This window comes from Streptomyces humi, from assembly GCF_001005085.2.
GTDB lineage: Bacteria > Actinomycetota > Actinomycetes > Streptomycetales > Streptomycetaceae > Streptomyces > Streptomyces humi.
This window is the reverse complement of the sequence record NZ_LBMU02000027.1, coordinates 16,551-37,012: the sequence shown is the minus strand read 5'-3', so window position 1 is coordinate 37,012 and position 20,462 is coordinate 16,551. Positions and strand designations below refer to the sequence as shown.

15 protein-coding genes are annotated in these 20,462 nt (G+C 72.6%); 6 read left to right on the top strand and 9 right to left on the bottom strand.

Annotated features, from left to right (window positions below; genetic code table 11):
* Positions 1-23: 23 nt before the first annotated feature.
* Complete coding sequence (locus AAW13_RS12345; RefSeq protein WP_046732713.1) at positions 24-1,535, bottom strand: CehA/McbA family metallohydrolase; 1,512 nt, start codon at positions 1,533-1,535, stop codon at positions 24-26.
* Between the two features lie 154 nt (positions 1,536-1,689).
* Here AAW13_RS12345 and AAW13_RS12340 point away from each other — a divergent pair, with 154 nt between their 5' ends.
* The gene (locus tag AAW13_RS12340) at positions 1,690-2,535 is read left to right on the top strand and encodes an LLM class F420-dependent oxidoreductase (protein WP_046732714.1); all 846 of its coding nucleotides are present in this window, start codon (positions 1,690-1,692) and stop codon (positions 2,533-2,535) included.
* Positions 2,536-2,643: 108 nt separating this feature from the next.
* A complete protein-coding gene (locus tag AAW13_RS12335; RefSeq protein WP_046732715.1) occupies positions 2,644-3,156 on the top strand; it encodes a DUF2165 domain-containing protein in 513 nt (170 codons plus the stop codon).
* 22 nt (positions 3,157-3,178) lie between these two features.
* Here the strand turns inward: AAW13_RS12335 and AAW13_RS12330 are convergent, their stop codons facing one another.
* The 4 genes from AAW13_RS12330 to AAW13_RS46710 form a co-directional block, all read right to left on the bottom strand.
* Positions 3,179-3,745: a hypothetical protein gene (locus AAW13_RS12330; protein WP_071659515.1), complete on the bottom strand. Its 567-nt coding sequence runs from the start codon at positions 3,743-3,745 to the stop codon at positions 3,179-3,181.
* An 87-nt stretch (positions 3,746-3,832) separates the two neighbouring features.
* The gene (locus AAW13_RS12325) at positions 3,833-6,445 is read right to left on the bottom strand and encodes a bifunctional FO biosynthesis protein CofGH (RefSeq protein ID WP_046732717.1); all 2,613 of its coding nucleotides are present in this window, start codon (positions 6,443-6,445) and stop codon (positions 3,833-3,835) included.
* A gap of 135 nt (positions 6,446-6,580) precedes the next feature.
* Positions 6,581-7,021, bottom strand: coding sequence for a hypothetical protein (locus tag AAW13_RS12320; RefSeq protein ID WP_046732718.1), 441 nt, complete (start codon positions 7,019-7,021; stop codon positions 6,581-6,583).
* The gene (locus tag AAW13_RS46710) at positions 7,018-7,194 is read right to left on the bottom strand and encodes a hypothetical protein (protein ID WP_240528607.1); all 177 of its coding nucleotides are present in this window, start codon (positions 7,192-7,194) and stop codon (positions 7,018-7,020) included. Before AAW13_RS46710 ends, AAW13_RS12320 begins: the two co-directional genes overlap by 4 nt.
* A gap of 240 nt (positions 7,195-7,434) precedes the next feature.
* Between AAW13_RS46710 and AAW13_RS12310 the strand changes: the two genes are divergently transcribed.
* Positions 7,435-9,831, top strand: a complete 2,397-nt coding sequence (locus AAW13_RS12310) for a tetratricopeptide repeat protein (RefSeq protein WP_046732719.1) — start codon at positions 7,435-7,437, stop codon at positions 9,829-9,831.
* A 202-nt stretch (positions 9,832-10,033) separates the two neighbouring features.
* The gene (locus AAW13_RS12305) at positions 10,034-11,146 is read left to right on the top strand and encodes an ADP-ribosylglycohydrolase family protein (protein WP_046732722.1); all 1,113 of its coding nucleotides are present in this window, start codon (positions 10,034-10,036) and stop codon (positions 11,144-11,146) included.
* A gap of 106 nt (positions 11,147-11,252) precedes the next feature.
* On the opposite strand, the gene AAW13_RS12300 is transcribed toward AAW13_RS12305, so the two are convergent.
* Together AAW13_RS12300 and AAW13_RS12295 are read right to left on the bottom strand one after the other, a co-directional pair.
* A complete protein-coding gene (locus tag AAW13_RS12300) occupies positions 11,253-12,818 on the bottom strand; it encodes a sodium:solute symporter family protein (protein WP_046733672.1) in 1,566 nt (521 codons plus the stop codon).
* Positions 12,819-13,046: 228 nt separating this feature from the next.
* Positions 13,047-13,832 carry an SDR family oxidoreductase gene (locus tag AAW13_RS12295; RefSeq protein ID WP_046733671.1) on the bottom strand — a complete coding sequence of 262 codons (786 nt, stop codon included), beginning with the start codon at positions 13,830-13,832 and terminating at the stop codon, positions 13,047-13,049.
* Positions 13,833-13,923: 91 nt separating this feature from the next.
* On the opposite strand from AAW13_RS12295, the gene AAW13_RS12290 reads away from it, so the two are divergent.
* Positions 13,924-14,772, top strand: a complete 849-nt coding sequence (locus AAW13_RS12290) for a hypothetical protein (protein WP_046733670.1) — start codon at positions 13,924-13,926, stop codon at positions 14,770-14,772.
* 100 nt (positions 14,773-14,872) lie between these two features.
* Here the strand turns inward: AAW13_RS12290 and AAW13_RS12285 are convergent, their stop codons facing one another.
* Positions 14,873-16,738: an MFS transporter gene (locus AAW13_RS12285; RefSeq protein WP_206306201.1), complete on the bottom strand. Its 1,866-nt coding sequence runs from the start codon at positions 16,736-16,738 to the stop codon at positions 14,873-14,875.
* Between the two features lie 197 nt (positions 16,739-16,935).
* Positions 16,936-19,542 (bottom strand): serine hydrolase, encoded by a 2,607-nt coding sequence (locus AAW13_RS12280; protein WP_079178789.1) that lies wholly within the window; start codon positions 19,540-19,542, stop codon positions 16,936-16,938.
* Between the two features lie 144 nt (positions 19,543-19,686).
* Here AAW13_RS12280 and AAW13_RS12275 point away from each other — a divergent pair, with 144 nt between their 5' ends.
* On the top strand, positions 19,687-20,439 hold the full coding sequence (locus AAW13_RS12275; RefSeq protein ID WP_046733668.1) for a GOLPH3/VPS74 family protein: 753 nt from the start codon (positions 19,687-19,689) through the stop codon (positions 20,437-20,439).
* Positions 20,440-20,462: the final 23 nt, after the last annotated feature.

Genomic DNA, 20,462 nt, shown 5'->3' with positions numbered 1-20,462 from the left:
CGTCTGCCGTCTGCGGCGCCGTGTCACCGCCCCAGGAAGATCGGGTTGGTCAGGGCGGCCAGGGCGCCGGGGACGGGGCCCGCCGCCGTCTCGTGGCGGATCTCGGCGCGGACGTAGGCCGCGTAGGAGGGGGTGGTCCGCCATTCCACCGTGCCCGAGCCGGTCACCGGCAGCGGGTCGCTGGTCAGCAGGACGCCCTCGTCGGTGACGAGGCGGACCGTGCAGCGGGGGAGCCCGGAGGCCTCCAGGCGGACGGTCACCGGGGTGTCGGCGGCCACCGCGAGGCGTTCGCCGATCCCGGCCTGTTCGCCCCGCCCGCCCGTCGCCGTGAAGCGCAGCGTCACGTTCTTCGACTCGGCGATGTAGGAGCGGCCCGCGCGCAGGCCCGCCTGGATCGCCTCGCGGCTCAGGTCGTCGGCGAGGACGACCGTCTGGGGTGAGCCGACCGCGTCCGGGTCGCGGTGCGCGTCGCTGTTGCCCATGCCGGGCAGCCACCGCCTGTCGCCGCGCACCGAGGCGACCAGGGTGGCGTCCCAGGCGGCGAGGGCCACCTCGTCGTCGGGGGTGTAGGGGCCGTTCCAGACCTCGACGGCGTCCGCCTCCCCGAACCCGAACTTCCAGGCGCAGCCCACGCAGGTGGCGTGCGGGTGTGCCGGTACGACCAGGCCGCCGGCCTTGTGGATCTGCTGGGCGAAGCGGCCGAAGCGGTTGTCCCGGGCCCGGTAGCGCCAGTCGACGAAGGTGCCCGGGTCGGTGCCGAGGGCGACCACGTGTCCGTTGCGGGTCGTGATCTCCTCGCCGAGCATGATCAGCAGGTCGTCGCCGGCCTGGTCCGCCCAGTGCGCGTGCGCGGAGTGCGTGTTGTGCTCGGAGGAGTTGATGAAGTCGAGGCCGGCCGCGCGGGCGAGGGCGGCGATCTCGGCGGGGGTGCGGCGGCCGTCGGAGTACCAGGAGTGCAGGTGGCAGTCGCCGCGGTACCAGTCCCGGCCGCGTCCTTCGGCGCGCTGCGGCGGGTAGACCGGGCGGACGGGCGTGCCGGGTTCGCCGTAGGTCAGGGTGATCGTCAGCTCGTACGACAGTCCTTGCGGGGCGACCGTGTAGGGGCCCAGAGCGATGTGCCAGGTGCCGGCGCCGACGGGGCCGGGGATGTAGCCGGGCGTGGCGTCGTCGGCGCGGACGAAGAACTCCGTGCGGGCGCCCCCGGACCAGCCCCGGAAACCCTTGCCGCCCAGCTCGGTGCCGTGCTGGTCGAAGAGGCCGATGTCGAGCGCGTTGCCCGTGGTGCCGACCGGGACGCTCGGCCTGTCGTAGGTGTAGGAGACCTTGATCTCCCTCACCCCGGCGGGGACTTCGACCGGGACGTAGACGAAGTCCGGGCAGCCGGGCGGCAGGGTGCCGCGTACCGTCGCCGTCCTCTGGGTCTGCCGGCCCTGACCGTCCGCCGCCGCGAAGCTCACGGTTCCCAACGTAAGGGCTGCGGTGGCGCCCGTCACGATCAGCGCGCGTCTGCCGATGTCGTGCGTGTCCTCACACATACGGCTCACTCTCCCCGGTGGACGTGAACTCCCCCGGAAGGACAGGGAATCCACAGAAGTCCTTATGTCATGTGCATAGCGGTGTGAAAGGTGGGGCGGGTGATGCCGACCAGTCGGTATGGACATATCGAGCCACCCCCGGTACAGATGGGGCATGCGTATAGCCGTCACGATCTTCCTCACCGACGAGACCATCGCCCCCGTCCGGCTCGCCCGTGAGCTGGAGGCGCGCGGATTCGCCGGGCTGTACCTGCCCGAGCACACCCACATCCCGGTCGAGCGGACCACTCCGTACCCGGCGGGCGGGGAGCTGCCGCGCGAGTACGGCCGCACCCTCGACCCCTTCGTCGCCCTCGGCCAGGCCGCCGCCGTCACCGAACGCCTGGGCCTCGGCACCGGCATCACCCTGGTCGCCCAGCACGACCCGATCGACCTCGCCAAGCAGATCGCCACGCTCGACCACCTGTCCGGCGGCCGCTTCACCCTCGGCGTCGGATTCGGCTGGAACGTGGAGGAGGCCGCCGACCACGGGGTGCGGTGGGGGACCCGGCGGGAGCTGGCCCGGGACCGGATGGCGCTGATGCGGGCCCTGTGGGCGTCCGAACCCACCGCGTACGAGGGCGAGTTCGGGAGCGTACGGGCGTCCTCCGCGTTCCCCAAGCCGGTGCAGAAGCCGCGCGGGCCGGTGGCCGGACCGCGCACGCTGGTCGGCGGGGCCGCGGGGCCGAAGCTGTTCGCGCACATCGCGGAGTACGCGGACGGGTGGATGCCGATCGGGGGGCGCGGGCTGTCGGAGTCGCTGCCGGTGCTCCGCTCGGTGTGGGCCGACGCGGGGCGGGACGCGGACGCGCTCCAGGTGGTGCCGTACGCGGTGTTCCCGACGCCCGGGAAGCTGGCGCACTACGCGGAGCTGGGCGTCGAGGAGGTCGTGGTGCAGCTGCCGCCGGCGGGGGAGGCGGCGGTACTGGGGGTGCTGGACGCGTGTGCGCAGTACCTGTGAGGAGGACGTCGCGTCCCGTCCGCCGGGCCGGCGTCGCAGTGCTCGAGCACCGCTTCCAGGGCCCCGTCCACGAGGTGTAATCGGCCGGGGCAGGGAAAGGACGATGTCATGTCCACCTCCCACGCGCCCCGCGCGCTCTCCGTCGCCGCCGCCGTGCTCACCGGCACGGTCGCCCTCTACATCGCCCTCGTCGCCTTCGGGAACATCACCGACTTCGGCACCAACCAGGCGTTCGTCCAGCATGTGCTGGCCATGGACACGACGTTCAAGGACGACGACCTGATGTGGCGGGCCGTCACGGACAAGGGTCTCGAGAACGCGGCCTACGTCGCCGTCATCGTGTGGGAGACGCTGGCGGCGCTCGTGCTGATCGCCGGGACCGTGCTGTGGTTCCGGCGCGACGACGCACGCGCGCGCCGGCTGTCCACCTACGGCCTGCTGATGCTCGTGCTGCTCTTCGGCGCCGGGTTCATCGGGATCGGCGGCGAGTGGTTCGCGATGTGGCAGTCGAAGACCTGGAACGGCCTGGACGCCGCGACGCGGGTACTGGTCCTCACCGGACTCGCCCTGCTCGTCGTCCAGTTGAGCCCGGCGGATCAGGAGGGACAGGGAGCCGCCTGAGCGGGCGGCGTCGGCTCGGTGGTCACTTGACCACCGTCACCCTGGTGTCCGGTTCCGTGCCGAACGTCCACAGGGCCGTGCCGTCGGCCTTCGGCATGCGGATGCCGCTGGTCTGCTTGCCCGCGGCCGGCGGCGGGGACGAGCCGTCGACCGCGTTGGAGAAGGCGATCGACAGACCCGACTTCGCGGCGAAGTAGAGGATGTGCTCGATCTGGACGCCGTCCGAGCCGGTCGTGGACGCCAGGGTCTTGGAGATCTTGTAGCTGCCGGGGTCGGGACTCACCGTCCCCGGCCACACCGTGAACGTGCGGAGCGCCTTGTCGCTCGCGTCGACCAGCCAGACCCGCTTGCCGCCGAGCGAGTAGACGACCCGGCGGCCGGTCCCGGAGGCCGCCGGAACGGCGGGCGCCTTCGCCGGGGCCGGTGACGCGGAGGGATGGGCGCCCGCCGACGCGCTCGCCGACGGGCGGACCGCCGCGGCCGCGGGGTGCGGCCCCTGCTCGGCCTGTACGGCGAGGAAGACGACGGCCACCGTCGCCCCCGCCGTCAGACCGGTGACCGTGACCCAGGAGGGCAGTAGGGCAGCCACGGGTACGTATCTCCTCCGCTGTGAGGCCCCCTGTACAGACGACAGAGGTCGGATCATCCTACCGGGCCCTGCCCGGGGGCCCGGCCCTCAGTCCAGTACCGGCAGCAGCTCCGGCAGGTGCCCGTCGGAGGCCTCCGCCGCCCGCCGCCGCTCCGCGGGCACCTCGCCGTACAGCGTCGTACGCGGCTTCGCCGGCCGCCCCGCCGCCTCCGCCACCGCGATCAGGTCACGGACCGACTTGTACGAGCCGTACGACGACCCCGCCATCCGCGAGATCGTTTCCTCCATCAAGGTCCCGCCCAGGTCGTTGGCGCCCGAGCGGAGCATCTCCGCCGCACCCTCCGCGCCCAGTTTCACCCAGCTCGTCTGGATGTTCGGGATGTGCGGGTGCAGGAGGAGCCGGGCCATCGCCGTCACCGCCCGGTTGTCGCGCATGGTCGGGCCCGGCCGCGAGATGCCCGCCAGGTAGACGGGGGCGTTGGTGTGGATGAAGGGGAGCGTCACGAACTCCGTGAAGCCGCCGGTCCGCTGCTGGATCCCGGCCAGGGTGCGCAGGTGCCCCAGCCAGTGGCGGGGCTGGTCGACATGGCCGTACATCATCGTGGAGGAGGACCGGATGCCGACCTCGTGGGCCGTGCTGACGACCTCGATCCAGGTGGCGGTGGGAAGTTTGCCCTTGGTCAGGACCCAGCGGACCTCGTCGTCGAGGATCTCGGCGGCCGTGCCGGGGATGGTGTCCAGGCCCGCCTCCTTCGCCGCCGTCAGCCACTCGCGGATCGACAGGCCGGTACGGGTCGCGCCGTTCACCACCTCCATGGGGGAGAAGGCGTGCACGTGCATGCCGGGGACCCGGTCCTTCACCGCCTTCGCGATGTCGAAGTAGGCCGTGCCGGGCAGGTCCGGGTGGATGCCGCCCTGCATGCAGACCTCGACCGCGCCGACGTCCCACGCCTGCTGCGCCCGGTCGGCGACCTGGTCCAGGGAGAGCGTGTACGCGTCGGCGTCGGTGCGGCGCTGCGCGAAGGCGCAGAAGCGGCAGCCGGTGTAGCAGACGTTGGTGAAGTTGATGTTGCGGGTGACGATGTATGTCACGTCGTCGCCGACGGCCGACCTCCGTACGTCGTCGGCGATCCGGGTCAGCGCGTCCAGCGCCGGGCCGTCCGCGTGGAAGAGGGCGAGGGCCTCGGCGTCCGTCAGCCGCGTCGGGTCGTCGGCCGCGGTCGCCAGGGCCTCGCGGACGTCCGTGTCGATGCGCTCCGGTGCCATGCCGGGGGCCGCCGCCTCGCGCAGGGCGCCCCAGTCGCCGTACACCTCGTCGAAGTCGTCGCGACGGTCGGCCGTACGGCCCTCGGAGTCGATCGAGGTGTGGAGGTCGGTGCGGCCGGTCGCGACGAAGACCTCCTCCGGCTCCTGCCACGGGTGCCCCTCGACGACCGCGTCCGGGACCGCGAGTCCCGTCTCCGGATCCGCCAGGGCGGCGATGTGCGGGCGCAGCCGCGGGTCCAGCCAGGGCTCGCCGCGGCGGACGAACTCCGGGTACACGCAGAGACGTTCCCGCAGTTCGAAACCGGCCGCCGCGGACTTCTCCGCCAGTTCCTCGATCTGCGGCCAGGGGCGTTCGGGGTTGACGTGGTCGATGGTGAGCGGGGAGACCCCGCCCCAGTCGTCGATCCCGGCGGCGATCAGGCGCTCGTACTCGCTGTCCACCAGGTTCGGCGGGGCCTGGATGTTGCCGGCCGGGCCCATCACCAGCCGGGCCACCGCCACGGCCGCGACCAGTTCGTCGAGCTCGGCGTCCGGCATGCCGCGCATCGCCGTGTCCGGCTTGGCGCGGAAGTTCTGGATGATCAGTTCCTGGATGCCGTGGTACGAGCGGGCGGTGCGGCGCAGCGCGAACAGCGACTCGGCGCGCTCCTCGTACGTCTCGCCGATGCCGATCAGGATCCCGGAGGTGAAGGGGACGGAGGAGCGGCCCGCGTCCTCCAGGACCCGCAGCCGGACGGCGGGTTCCTTGTCCGGCGAGCCGTGGTGGGGGCCGCCGGGCTCGGACCAGAGGCGGGTCGCGGTGGTCTCCAGCATCATGCCCATCGACGGAGCGACCGGCTTCAGGCGCTGGAAGTCCGTCCAGGACAGCACGCCCGGGTTGAGGTGGGGCAGCAGGCCGGTCTCCTCCAGGATGCGGACGGAGATGGCGCGGACGTAGGCGATCGTGTCGTCGTAACCGTGCGCGTCGAGCCATTCGCGCGCCTCCGGCCAGCGGTCCTCGGGCTTGTCGCCGAGGGTGATCAGGGCTTCCTTGCAGCCGAGGGCCGCACCCTTGCGGGCCACGTCGAGGACCTCGTCGGGGGACATGAACATCCCGTGCCCAGCCCGGCGGAGCTTGCCGGGGACGGTGACGAACGTGCAGTAGTGACACTTGTCGCGGCACAGGCGGGTGAGGGGGATGAAGACGCTCTTCGAGTACGTGATGACACCGGGGCGGCCCGCCTCCGCGAGGCCCGCGTCGCGCACCCGGGCGGCGGAGGCGGCGAGGTCGGTCAGGTCCTCACCGCGCGCCTGGAGCAGCACGGCGGCCTCGGCGACGTCGAGGGCGACGCCGTCCCGGGCGCGTTTGAGGGCGCGACGCATGGAGTTCTCGGTGGGGCCGGTACCGCCGGGGCGGTCGGTGGGGCCGGTTCCGGAGGTCTCGGAAGTCGTCATTCCCTGAGCATACGTTCGGGTCCGGCGGGTTCAGCGAGGCCGGCTCCACCGCCGGAAACCCGGGCGCGGATGCGGGCGGCGACCCTCGGCCGCGCTCACCGGGACGGCGGCCTGTGACGGCACCCAGGAGGCCGGCTACTCGGTGTCCTCGGGGTGGCGCGTGGACGCGTACACGAGATGGACGGTGTGACGCGTCTCGTCGACGAGGCAGCGGACGCGACCGCCGGCTGTCACCTCGTACTCCCACTGCGGGTACTCGCGATCGCCGGCTGTCACCTCGTACTCCCACTGCGGGTACTCGCGACCGCCGGCTGTCACCTCGTACTCCCACTGCGGGTACTCGCGACCGCCGAGGTCGCCTGAAGACAATCGGCCCCGCAGCCGATGCTGACGATCGGGGTCCGTTCGGGACACGGGGTCGCTCCGCAGCGCCTCGAAGCAGCGCCGCGTGTTCCCCGGCGCCTCCGCACTCAGTTCTCCCCAGCCCTTCGCCGCTTCGTTCGTCGCGAAACGCAGGCGCCATTCACCGCCCGCCCACGGGCGGCGGGGCGCGTCGTCGCCGCGCTTGGGGCTCACGGGACGGTCACCTCACCGTGGTCCTCGTCCGGCAGCCGACGGGTGAGCCGGGCCGTGAGCTCGGGGTCGGCGAGGACACGGGCCGTGGCACGCCATTCGACGACGACGCGGTGCAGGTTGGTGTGGACGTCGAGCGGGGCGGCGTCATGGGTGGCGTCGACGAGCTCGGCCACGAACTGCCTCAGCTCGTCCGCCGACAGGTGACGGACCCACGGGAAGACGGACGGGAGCGCCTGCTGTATGGCTCTCTCCCCGGTGTCGCTCCCGGCGGGTGATGAGTACTCGCTGGGACCGGTCGAGGGTCCCGGCGACCCGCTTCGAGTCGATTCCGAAGTCAACCGGGCACGGTGACCGTCGGCTGCCGGGGCCTCTGTCAGACTTGGCGTGGATCGGCTGCGGGGGGTGGGACGCGGATGGGGTCGACACGGCCGTCGATGCAGGAGTTGATCGGGCGGCGGCGGAGTGCCGGGTTCGTCGGGCGGGTCGAGGAGCGGGCGGCGTTCCGGCGGAACCTGGAGCTGGCGCCCGAGGACGAGCGGCATCGCTTCCTCTTCCATGTGCACGGTGACGCCGGTGTCGGGAAGACCCGTCTGGTCCGGGAGCTGGAGCAGATCGCCCGGGAGGCCGGGGCGCTGACCGCGTACGTCGACGAGGGCGTGGCCGGCGTGCCCGAGGCCCTGGCGGTGATGACCCGTCAGTTCGCGTCGCAGGGACGGCGGTTCAAGGAGCTGGAGCGGCTGCTGGCCGCGCACCGGGAGCGCCGGCACGAGGCGGAGGCCGCCCTGGCGGTGGGCGGCGGTCCGGAGGACCGGGAGGGGCCGTCGACGGGGAGCCTGGCCGTGGCGCGGGCGGCGCAGGTGGGGCTGGGCATGGTGCCGGTGGCCGGTGCCTTCGCCGTCGCCCTGGACACGGACCGCCTCGCCGAGGGCGCCGACCGGCTCCGGGCCCGGTTCCGCAGCCGGGAGGACGTCCAGCTGGTGCTCTCCCCGGAGCGGGTGCTGACCCCGGTGCTGCTGGACGAACTGGCCGCGGCGGCCGACACCGTCCCCTGGATCGTGCTCCTCCTCGACACCTACGAGCGCACCGGCCCGTTCCTCGATCCCTGGCTGCACGACGTGATGACCACCGACCGGTACGGCGCCCTCCCCGCCGACGTCGTCGTGGTCACCTCCGGCCAGCACCCGTTCGACACGGCCCGCTGGGGCAGCTTCGCCGACTTCAGGACCGACCTGCCGCTCGGCCCGTTCACGGAGGCGGAGGCCCGGGGGCTGCTCGCGGACAAGGGGGTGCGGGACGAGCCGGTGGTCGCCGAGGTGCTCCGGCTCACCGGCGGCCTGCCCGTGCTGGTCACCGCCCTGGCCGAACAGCACCCCACCGACCCGGACGACGTGGGCGACCCCAGCGCCACCGCCGTCGAACGCTTCCTGAAGTGGGAGCCCGATCCGGCCCGCCGGTCGGTGGCACTCGCCTGCGCGCTGCCCCGGCGCCTCGACCTGGACGTCTTCCGGACGGTAGTGGACTGCCCGGACGAGGACGCCGACGCGCTCTTCGGCTGGCTGCGCGGCCTGCCGTTCGTCACCGAGCGCCGGGACCGGCTCACCTACCACGACCTGGTCCGGGACGCCATGCTCCGGCTGCGCCGCCGGCACTCGCCACGCGGCTGGACACGGGAGCACGAGAGGCTCGCCGAGGCCTACGGCGGCTGGCGCGAGGAGACCGCGAACGGCCTGCGCCCCGGCACGGAATGGGACCACGAGCCGTGGCGCGAACTCCTGCTGGAGGAGACGTACCACCGGTTGTGCGCCCGGCCGGGAACCGCGCTGCCGGAGGCGCTGAACACCCTCCTGCCGGCCTGCGCGGCGGATCCGGCTGCGGGCCGCCGCTGGGCGGTCACGGTCGCGGAAGCGGGCGTCGCCGCCGAGGCCCCGGCGGTGCGGGACTGGGGCCGCCGCCTGAGCCAGGCCCTCACCGACGGGATGACCGAGGCCATGGACCTGCTCCTCGCCTGGCCGGGTCTGGACGGCGCCGGCCGGGCGCTGGCCCATGTCGTCCGGGGCCGGGAACTCCGCAACGCCGGGGACTTCGGCCGCGCCCTGGCCGAGTACGACCTGGCGATCGCACTGGACCCGGAGGGGGCCACGGCGTACTACGGCCGTGGCCTGTGCCGCCGGGCGCTGCGCGATCTCGACGGTGCCCTCGCCGACCTGGACCGGGCGGACGAACTCGCCCCCGACACCGCGCTGTTCGTCGCGGCCCGGGGTGAGACCCACCGCCTGGCGGGCCGGTTCGCCGAGGCGGTGACCGACCTCGGCCGGGCCGTCGCCCTGGACCCGTCCGACCCGCACGCCCTGGCCGGCCGGGGCGTGTGCCGGCACGCGCTGGAACAGTACGACGCGGCCCTCGCCGACTTCGACCGCGCGCTGGACCTCGCCCCGGGGCACCTGTGGGCGCGGGTGCGCAGAGCGCGGCTGCGCGGGGCCCGGGGCGAGTGGGCCGAGGCCTTCGCCGACCTCGACGAGACGGTCCGGCGCGCGCCCGACTCGCCCTGGATCGCCTCCGAGCGCGGTGACGCCTACCGGCGCGCGGGCCGCTTCGCGGACGCGGTCACCGAACTCACCCGGGCCGCCGGCCTGCTGCCCGACTACCCCTCCGCCCTGGCCGGCCGCGGCGCGGCCCTCCACGAACTGGGCCGCGGCGAGGAGGCCCTGGCCGACCTGGACCGGGCCATCGCCCTGGACCCCGCCTTCACCTGGGCGAAGGAGACCCGCGACCGGGTCCGCCGCGACCTGGTCGGCACCGGCGGGGACTGACCGGCACCGGGCGCGGACCGACCGGCCCCGGACACCGGTCCGGCGCCGGAGCCCCCGTCCCGCTCCCGGCCGGAATCCGGTCGTCCGGGGGCACACAACCCACACTCCGCATACTCGACCGGGCCCTGAACGGACCGTTCCCGGTCGATTACAGTGCTGTGCGCTCGTACGTACGGACGGTGCCCGTGAGGGGGTCATGGTGGTGAGTGCGACGTCGGGTGCCGTCTGGGGGCGGGTCGAGCAGCAGGACTTCCGGAGCCGGGTGCGGGGGACGTTGCTGGGGGCCGCCGTCGGGGACGCGCTGGGCGGGCCCGTGGACGGGCTGACCCTGGAGGAGATCCGGGCCGCCTACGGGCCCGAGGGGCTGGTCGATCTCGGGTTCGGGCAGGGGCGGCGCGGGACCGTCACGCACCACACGCAGCTCAGCCTCTTCACCGTGGACGGGCTGATAAGAGCCCAGGTGAGAAGGGACACGGGCGCCTGGCATCCGCCGACCGACCTGCACCGGGCGTATCTGCGGTGGGCGGCCACCCAGCGGGACTGGGGACCCGACGAGCGGCGCAAGGACGACGGGTGGCTGGCCCGGGAGGAGTGGCTGTACGCCCGGCGGGATCCCACGCGGTCGCTGCTGCTGGGGCTCGGGGACGAGCGGATGGGGACGCTGGAGGCGCCCAAGAACCCGGAGGACATGGGGCCGGAGGCGGTCGCCAGGTCGGCGCCGTTCGGGCTGCTGGTGGGGTGGGAGCCGCAGCTCGTCGTCCAGCTCGCGGTGGAGTGCGCGGCGCAGACGCACGGACATCCGACGGCCTGCCTGTCGGCGGGCGCGTACGCGGTGATCGTGCACGCGCTGGCGAGAGGTGACTCGCTCGACGGGGCGGTGCAGCGGGCGCTCGCCCTGCTCGCGGCCCGGCCGGGGCACCAGCCCGTGTCGGACGCGTTGCAGCACGCGCTGGGTGCCGTGCGGCAGGGGATGCCGTCCCCGGCGCGGGTCGAGGAACTGACCGGCGACGGGGCGGCCGACGGGACGCTCGCCGCCGCCGTGTACTGCGCGCTCGTCGGCGAGGACGTACGGCACGGCCTGTGCCTCGCCGTCAACCAGGCCGGGCCCTCGGCGGTCGCCGGTGCCCTCACCGGCGGCCTCCTCGGGGCCCTGCACGGCGAGACGGCCCTCCCGCCGGCCTGGATCGCCGAGCTGGAGGGCCGTCAGACGATGCTGGAGCTGGCCGACGACTTCGCGATGGAGATGACCCAGGGGCCCGCCCTGCACAGCCCGGTCGGAGCCGCCCCGGGCTGGCTGGCCCGCTACCCACGCTGACCGCCGTCCCACGCCCCCGGCCCGACGGACCCGGCCGCGGCCCGACGGACCCGGCCGCGGCCCGACGGACCCGGCCGCGGCCCGACGGACCCGGCCGGTGCCGTCGCTATGTCGCCGGTACCTCGTCGCCGCCCGTCGGGGCCTGGGCCGGGACCGGGGCGGCCGCCGCGCCGTCGCCGTCGGTGTTGACGGTCTCGATGATCGCCAGGCGTTCCGGGGTGTCCTCCGGCTTCAGGTAGCCGATCAGGATGTACAGCACCAGGGAGACGGCCAGCGGCACCGAGACCTGGTACTGGAGCGGAACCCCGCCGTCGACGTTCCAGTTGATCGGGTAGTTGACCAGCCAGAAGGCCAGCAGGCCGGCCGCCCAGCTGGTGAGCGCGGCCGTCGGGCCGGAGCGGCGGAACGGGCGGAGCAGACCGAGCATCATCGGGATCGCGATCGGGCCCATCAGACCGGCCACCCACTTGATGACGATCGTGATGATGTCCTTGAAGGTGGGGGAGTTGACCTGGGTCGCCACTGTCATCGACAGACCGAGGAAGACCACCGTGGTCACCCGGGCCGCGATCAGCCCGGTGCGCGGGCCCCACTCCCGGGCCCGCCGGGACAGCACCGGTGCCGCGTCCCGGGTGAACACCGCCGCGATGGCGTTGGCGTCCGAGGAGCACATGGCCATCGTGTGCGAGAAGAAGCCGACGATGACCAGGCCCAACAGGCCGTGCGGCAGAAGCTGTTCGGTCATCAGGCCGTAGGAGTCGGAGCCGTCCGGCTTCTTGGCGTGGACCAGCAGCGGCGACATCCACATGGGGAAGAACAGGATCACCGGCCAGACCAGCCACAGCGCGGCGGAGAGCCGGGCGCCGCGCTCGGCCTCCCGGGGGCTGCCCGTGGCCATGTAGCGCTGGGCCTGGTTGAGCATGCCGCCGTTGTACTCGAAGAGCTTGATGAAGAGGAAGGCGAGCAGGAAGACGGTCCCGTACGGCCCGACCAGTCCCTTGTCGTGGCCGTGCAGGGCGGGCTGGTTCCAGGCGTCGAAGAAGCCGATGTTCTTGTCGTTCAGCTTCAGCACGACCGCGACGAACATCGAGATCCCGGCCAGCAACTGGATGACGAACTGGCCGAGTTCGGTCAGCGCGTCCGCCCACAGGCCGCCGATCGTGCAGTAGACGGCGGTGATCGCGCCGGTGATGAGGATGCCCTGGTTCAGGGTCACGCCGGTGAAGACGGAGAGCAGCGTGGCGATGGCCGCCCACTTCGCGGCCACGTCCACGATCTTCAGCAGCATGCCGGACCAGGCGAGGGCCTGCTGGGTCTTCAGGTCGTAGCGGTTCTTCAGGTATTCGAGCGGGGACGCCACGTGGAGCCGGGAGCGGAGGCGGTTCACACGCGGGGCGAAGAGCTTGGACCCGATCGCGACCCCGAGCGCGATCGGGAAGGACCAGGTGACGAACGACGTCACGCCGTAGGTGTAGGCGATGCCCGCGTAGCCGGTGAACATCACCGCGCTGTAGCCCGACATGTGGTGCGAGATGCCGGACAGCCACCAGGGCATCTTCCCGCCGGCCGTGAAGAAGTCGCTGACGTCGTCCACCCGCTTGTGCGACCAGACGCCGATCGCGACCATCACGCCGAAGTAGCCGATGAGCACGGCCCAGTCGAGCCCGTTCATGCGCCCCCCTTCCAGGGTCCGCCTTGTGAACTCCGCTCAGCTGGCTGGCACTTCGCATAAGCGGAGCGGGGACGGGGAAGGCCGCGAAGTGCCCGCTCATCGTGGGTTCGTTTACGAGGGCACGACAAGCGGGCGTAAGGTCAAGGGGGAGTAAAATCGTTCGATTTACTGACCTTGATTCATATCCATGAACAGCCATGGACGGCCATCATGGCCGAAAACAGTGCCTCAGCGCATCAGCTCCCCCGCGTTGACCAGCAGAGACTGGCCCGTGATGGCCCGCGCCCGGTCCGAGGCCAGGAACACCGCCGCGTCCGCCACGTCCCCGTCCGTCGCCAGCTCCGGCAGCGCCATCCGCCCGGTCAGCCGCCCCAGCACCTCGTCCTCCGGCACCCCCTCCGTGTGCGCCGTGAACTGCACGTAGGCCTGCACCGGCGGCCCCCACATCCAGCCAGGCAGCACCGTGTTGACCCGGATCCGGTACGGCCCCAGCTCCCGTGCGAGCGAGTACATCGCGCTGGTCAGCGCCCCCTTGGAGGCGGCGTACGCGGCCTGCCGGACCTGCGAGGGCGCGGCCACCGCCGACTGCGTGCCGACGAACACGACCGACCCGCCCCCCTCCTTGAGCCCCGGCAGGCAGGCCCGGGTCATCCGCAGGCTCCCCAGCAGGTTCACGTCGATGACCGAGGCCCAGGTCGCGAAGTCCGCGTCCTCGACCCCGCCGAAGTAGGAGTCCCAGGCGGCGACATGGACCACCGCGTCGATCCCGCCGAACCGGTCCCGCGCCAGCGCGGCCAGCGCCCCGCACTGCTCCTCGTCGGTGATGTCGGTGGCCCGGTAGGCGGTCCTGGTGCCGTCCGGGTCGATCCCGGCCGCGCTCTTCGCGAGGTTCGCCTCGGTCCGCGCGCCGAGCACCGCGTTCCCGCCGTCCCGTACGACGGCCGCCGCGACCTGGTGCCCGAGCCCGGCGCCGACCCCCGAGACGACGACCGTCTTGCCCGCGAGCAGTGACATCGATGACCTCCCGGCTCCGGGGCCCGCACGGCCCTGGCGCTTTACCTGACGGAGCGTCAGAGTATGGGCGTCCACCGGAAAGGGGAACCGCATGAGCGACGACACCCGCAGTGACGTCTACGCCGAACTCGCCGCCGTGGGGCCGTACGGTGTGCGTCCCGGGCACGCCCTCGTCACCATGGTCGAACCGCACCCCGGACACGAGTACGCGTACAACCGCTGGTACGAGGACGACCACTACTACGCGGGCGCCATGGCGATGCCCTGGATGTACGCCGGGCGCCGCTGGGTCGCCACCCGCGACCTGCAACTCCTGCGCTACCCCGAGAAGTCGGCCGTCGTCCAGCCGGTCACCGCCGGCTGCTACATCTCGGTCTACTGGATCACCGACGGCCGCTACGCCGACCACATGAAGTGGACGGTCGCCATCAACAAGCGGCTCAACCGGGACGCGCGGGTGTACCAGGACCGGACCCACGTCTTCACGGCGTTCCAGGACCACGAGGCGACGGTGTACCGCGACGGTGCGGCCGGCCCCCGCGACTTCCACGCTCTCGACCACCCGTACGCCGGCCTGGTGGTCGAGGTCGTGGACAGCGAGTCCCCCGAGCAGCGCGCGGAACTGCTGGAACTGCTGCGCGCCCGGCAGCTGCCCAGGCGCCTGGCCGGCTCCCCGGCCGCGATGGTGACCGTCTTCCGGCCCACCCCCCTGCCCGGCGACCGGATGACGTACGTGAAGCAGGTGGAGGGCGTCGACACCCGGCTGACCCTGCTGTGGTTCCTGGAGACCGACCCCCGGGACGCCTGGGAGGAGCACTTCACGGGACTGGACACCGAGGTGGCCGGCACGGGGCTCGGCACCGTGCAGCTCGTCGCCCCGTTCGTCCCGACGGTCCCGGGAACCGACCGGTACGTGGACGAACTCCGGTCACCGCGGTAGCCGGCAGCCGGTAGCCGGCAGCCGGTAGCCGGCAGCCACTTCCGGAAGCGACGCGAGACCCGCCCGCTCTCCCCGGCCGGGAAGAGCGGGCGGGCCCCGGTCACTTCAGCTCGTCGGGGCAGGGCGTGCCGCGCGGCAGCTGGTACGGCGCCGCCAGCCGGTAGGTGCCCGCCTTAGGCGCCAGCAGCATCGTCCACCGGTCGCCCTTGGTGTCCTCCGCCGTCTCCGCGAGGCAGCCGTTGACGTTGACGTACGTCTTCGGCTCGCCGTCGGCCCGGTGCTTGGACGCCTGGGTCTCCTGCGGCGCCTTCAGGCTCTTGCCCTCGGCGTCGACGATGCTCAGCCACGGCGAGTACGGGATCCGGATCAGGATCCGGCCCGCCTTGCGGACCTCGATGGTCAGCTCGCCCTGCTCGGCGCTGTCCACCGAGGCGTTGGGCTCCGCGAGCGGCACCGGGTCGGTCACCCGGAACAGCTGCCAGTTCGCGTCACCCCAGATCTGCTTCAGGTACGGCATCCCGCGCTGCACCAGGGCCCGTTCCCGTTCGCCGCCGTCGCCGTCGGGTTCGTCCTTCGGCAGGACCACGAAGTGGATCGCCCACCGCTGGAGCCACTCGTGGTAGTTCGCGGAGTTGAGGGTGTCGTCGTAGAAGAGCGGGTTGCGCTCCATGTCGGCCTGCCGGTTCCAGCCGCGGGCCAGGTTGACGTACGGCGCGAGCGCGGACGCCTCCCGGTGCGAGCGGGCCGGGACCACCTCGACGCGGCCCTTCTCGGCGCCGACCTGCTGGAGCTGGTGGACGAGCGGGGCGAGCTCGCGGGCCCAGGACGCGGCCGGGGTGGTGTGGAGGATGTCGTCGACCGACTTGAAGCCGAGCCAGCCGACGAAACCGAGGAACGCGAGGACCGTGACGTAGTACTTGCGCGAGCGCGGCACCGTGTACGGGAGCGCGGCGATCAGCGCCGCGCCGGCGAACATCATGGGCAGCCGCGAGATGTTCGAGCCGATCTGCGAGCTGACCAGCCACACCAGCACCACGCTGAGGCTGTACACGGCGGCCGTCAGCCGGACCGTCCTCCACTCCCTGGGGACGAGGAACAGGCACAGCAGACCGTAGGAGAGGGGCATGACCACCGAACCGATGGTCATGGGCTGGGTGCCGGAGAACGGGAACAGCCAGGCGGAGACGGCGACCACGGCCGCCGGCGCCAGCCCGAGCGCCCAGGCGCCCGGCCGCCGCTTCTGAAGGAACAGGGCGACCGCCACCAGGCCCACGAAGAGGCCGGCGACCGGGGACGACATGGTGGCCAGCGCCGCCAGCGGCGCCGCGACCAGCGCCTTCGCCCACCGCTTGAAACGCCAGCGGTGCGGCCAGCAGAACACCGCCCCGACCGACGCCAGCGCGAACATCGTGCCGAGCCCGAAGGTGACCCGTCCGGAGACCGCGTTGCAGATCAGCGCGAAGACCCCGGCGAGCGCGGCCCACAGCGGGTTCCGCACGGCCCGGCTGCGGATCAGCAGCAGGGTCAGCAGACCGGCCGAGACGGTGCCGGCGATCATCATCGTCGTCCGGACCCCGAGCACCGACATCAGGTACGGCGACACCACGCTGTACGACACCGGGTGCATTCCGCCGTACCAGGCGAGGTTGTACGCCGAGTCCGGGTGCCGGCCGACGAACTCGGCCCACGCGTCCTGCGCGGCCAGGTCCCCGCCGCTGTTCGCGAACGTGAAGAACCAGATGATGTGCAGGATCCCGGCCAGGACCGTGACCGAGAGCACCGGATGGCGCAGCAGCCGCAGGCGCAGGGGTTCGGCGGCCGTCAGCAGCCGCGCGACGCGACTGTCACTTTCCGTGCCGGCCGGGTCGGCCGCGACGCCCGGGGCCGCGGACGGCAGGGCTATTCGAGGGCCGGCTACCGGGCCCGGATCGGCGTCGTCGGCGCGTGTCGGCTCCGCTGTGGCCACCTGAAGGCACTCCCCGTGTCCCGTCTTCTGTTCCCGGCCGCGTTCCACGGTGTTACCGGCCGCTTCCCGTCCAGTTCGCGGCCGTGTCCCGGCGACCGGCGACCTGCCCCGATTCGTGACGCTAGCACGCACCCCGCCGCGGGGCCCTGGGGTGGGCCGCCATCGGCGGGGTGCGGAGACGGTATGTGCGTTATGGGTCAGCCGAGACGGGTCAGCCTGCTCGCGAACCCGGGTTCGGCCAGATCCTTCTGGAGGGCCACCGGGACCTGGACGGCGGAGCCGGAGCCGTCACCCACGGTGAGGGTGCCGACCTTGGTGCCCGCCTTCGCGGTGTGCGGTACGTCGTCGGCGGCGAACGTCAGCTTCACCTTCAGCCCGGACCAGCCGACGGCGGTGACGTCCTTGGTCGCCACGACCGGGGTACGGCCGCCGAGACCGTCGTCCACGTATCCGACGACGGCGCCCTTCTTGTAGATGGTCGCCGCCTTCAGCGCGCCCTGCGCGGCCTGGATCAGCTGGTCGCCGGCGTTGAGGGCGGCCTTGAGGATGCTGTTGCCGTTGCTGGCGTTGGCCGGCTGCCGGATCACCGCGCCGATGACCGTGCGGGTCTCGCCGTTCACGTCCTTCTTCGCGGCGAAGACCAGGTTGCCGAGGGCGGAGGTGGTGGTGCCGGTCTTGATGCCGACGACGTTGTTGTGGCCGACCAACTGGTTCCAGTTGCCGTGGTTGACACCCTTGTAGTCGTCGTACGACATCATCGCGGCGACCTCGCGGAACGCGGGCTCGCTCGCCATCGCCGCCTTCGCCAGCTTCACCTGGTCCACGGCGGTGGAGACGGTGGAGTTCGTCAGGCCCGACGGGTCGGTGTACGTCGTGTTCGTCATGCCGAGCTTCTTCGCCGTGGTGTTCATCTTCGCCACGAACGACTTCTCGCTGCCCGCGTCCCAGCGGGCCAGCAGGCGGGCCACGTTGTTGGCCGAGGCGATCAGGATGGACTCCAGGGCCTCGCGCTGGGTGATCGAGTCGCCGGCCGTCACGTCGACGGTGGACTCCTGGCCCGCGTTCGCCTGATCCTGGGCGGCCTGGTCGATCTTGATCTTCGGGCCGGCTGCGCCGCTCTTCAGGGGGTGGTCGCGCAGGATGATGTACGCGGTCATCACCTTGGCGACGCTCGCGATCGGCACCGGCTTCTGGGCGCCGGAGGAACCGAACGAGCCGATGCCCTGCACGTCCAGCGCCGCCTGGCCCTCGGCCGGCCAGGGGATGTCCACCTTGCCGCCGTCGAAGGTGTACGTGTCCTTCGCGGTGAGGCCGAGGGTGGGCTGGGGGAGCGGACGGAAGTTCTGTACGACCGCAAAGATGATCAGGAGGACGATGACCAGGGGCGTCCAGATCTTGACCCGGCGGATGGCGGTCCTGACCGGGGTCTCCGGCGGCCGGGGCGTGTTGGTCAGCTCGGCGAGCAGGTCCAGCGGGGGCTTCGGGGGAAGCGGCTGCTGGGTGGTGCGCTCGGGGCCGACCTGGGGGATGGCGGTGGTGCGGGTGGCGGAGTCCGTCTCGGGCCTGCCCGCGGGAGCGGCGCCCGGCTTGGCCTCCGGCTTCGTGCCCGGCTTGGCCTCGGGGGCCGCGACCGGCTTTATGTCCGGCTTTATGTCCGACTTGAGGGCGACGAACTTGCTGGTGCGTTCGGCGTCGCCGGCACGGGTCTCGGGCTTGGGCGTGCCACCCAGCTTCAGCATGGTGGTGGGCTGGTCGACCTGCGACGGGCGCGTGGCGCGGGGGGCCTTGAGCGTGGTGGTCGGCTGATCCACCGCGGCGCCACGGCCATCGTTGTCAGCCGGGGCCGATCCCTGCGGGGCGTCCGCACCGTCGGCGTCCTCGGGCTCGGCGTCGGCCTCGTCCTGGCCCGCGGGCTTGGCGTCCTCGGGCTCGGCTTCGGCCTCGTCCTGGCCCGCCGGCTTCGCGTCCTCGGGCTCGGTGCCGGCCTCGTCCGCGTCCTCGGCGTCCTCGGGTTCGGTCGTGGACTGCGAGTCGTCCCGGGGTTCGGCGTCTTCGGGCTCGGCCTCGGTGCCTTCCCGGTCCGCGGGCCCGGCGTCCTCGGGCTCGGCGTCGGTCTCGTCCCCGTTCGCCGGCCTCGCGTCCTCCGGGTCGGACTCGGCCTGGGACTCGCCCTGCGGCTCGGCCTGCGGCTCGGCGTCCTCGGGTTCGGCGGTGGTCTTCAACTCGCCTTCCGCACCGGTGGCTTCGGGCTTCGGTGCGTCCTCGGGCGCGTTCGTCGCCTCGGGCGCCGCCTCCGGGCGGGCGTCCTCCGGCCCGGGTGTCTCCGAGGGCGCCGTCTCCTTCGAGGCGGTCGTTGCCTCGGGCGCCGTGTCGGGGGCCTCCGGCGCCTCCTCGGAGGGCTCCGGGGTCTCCCGGCCCTCCTGGGGGCCCTCGGAGCCCTTCTCGGGGCCTTCGCCGGCCGCCTCCGGTCCGGCCGTGTCCTCGGAGTCGCCGTCGGCCGGCTCCTCCGGGGTCTCGTCGGAGGTCCGCACCCACGCCGCCACCGCCGCGCGGAGCTTCGTGTCGTCCTCGCCGGCCGGCTTCGGGTCCCGTACCGAGAAGACCCGGGTCGCGGTGTCCACACCGCCGGCCGTCTCCTTCTCGGCGGCCACCGCCAGTCGCGGATCGCGTGCTTCGGGAACCGAACCCGCGCTCCCCGACGTCGGTTCCGCCGACGACTCGCGCTGCTTCGACCTGTCGGGGGACTCGCCCGCCACCGATGCCTCCTCCACGCTTCGCACGTCTCCGTGCGCTGTCCGAACCATGTACCAGTGTCCTGTGTGCGGGCTTAGCCCCTGCGGTAGACGAGAACGACATACCTACCGGTTCCACTACGAACCGGTCACGCACCCTCGACAGACCAATGTGAGAGGGGTCACCCTGTCATTCATCCACGCGGGGAGGCATGGATGGGCAGGAGCCGCAGAACACTTCCGGAGGAGCTTCTGCTGCTGGCACTGGACCCGGCCACGGGTACCACTGCGCAGCCGCAGTCGCTCGACCTCGGTCTGGCCGGAGCACAGCTAGTGGAGCTGGCGCTGGCCGGACGGATAGCCCCAGACGGGGATCGTATCGCCGTGGTGCAGCCACGGCCGACTGGAGATCCGACTTTGGACTGCGCGTTGGAGTTGCTGCGAAGGCGTGGCGCTCCCGTGCGGGCTGTGCACTGGATCGGCGGACCCCGCCTGGGGCTCCGTCAGGTCTACCTCTCGCATCTCGAACGGTGCGGCATGGTCGCCGCCGTGGCGGGCCAGATGTGCGGGGTGCTGCCGACCACTCGCTACCAGGCGACGGACAACGCCGTCACCCGGGAGATCCGTGGCCGGCTGGACTCGGCGATCCGCACCGGCGTACCGCCGGACCCGCGGACCGCGGCGCTCGCCGCCCTGGCCCACGCGGTCGGCCTCGGCAAGCACCTGTACCCGGGGAACGAGGGGCGCTCCTCTCGGTCCCGGCTGCGGGACCTGATCAGGCACGACCCGATGGGTGGACTCGTGGCCCACGCCGTCATGGACGTGCAGAACGGCGCGGGCGCCCAGCCCCGCCGCAACCCGGCGCCGGCTCCGGCCGGTCCGGGAGCCAGGCCCGGTGCCCCGGAACCCGCCCGCGGTGTTCCGATGCAGCCGCGCCGGGGCGCGATGGCCCGTGCCGTGGTGCACTGAGCCGCGGTGCCACGGCAGCGACG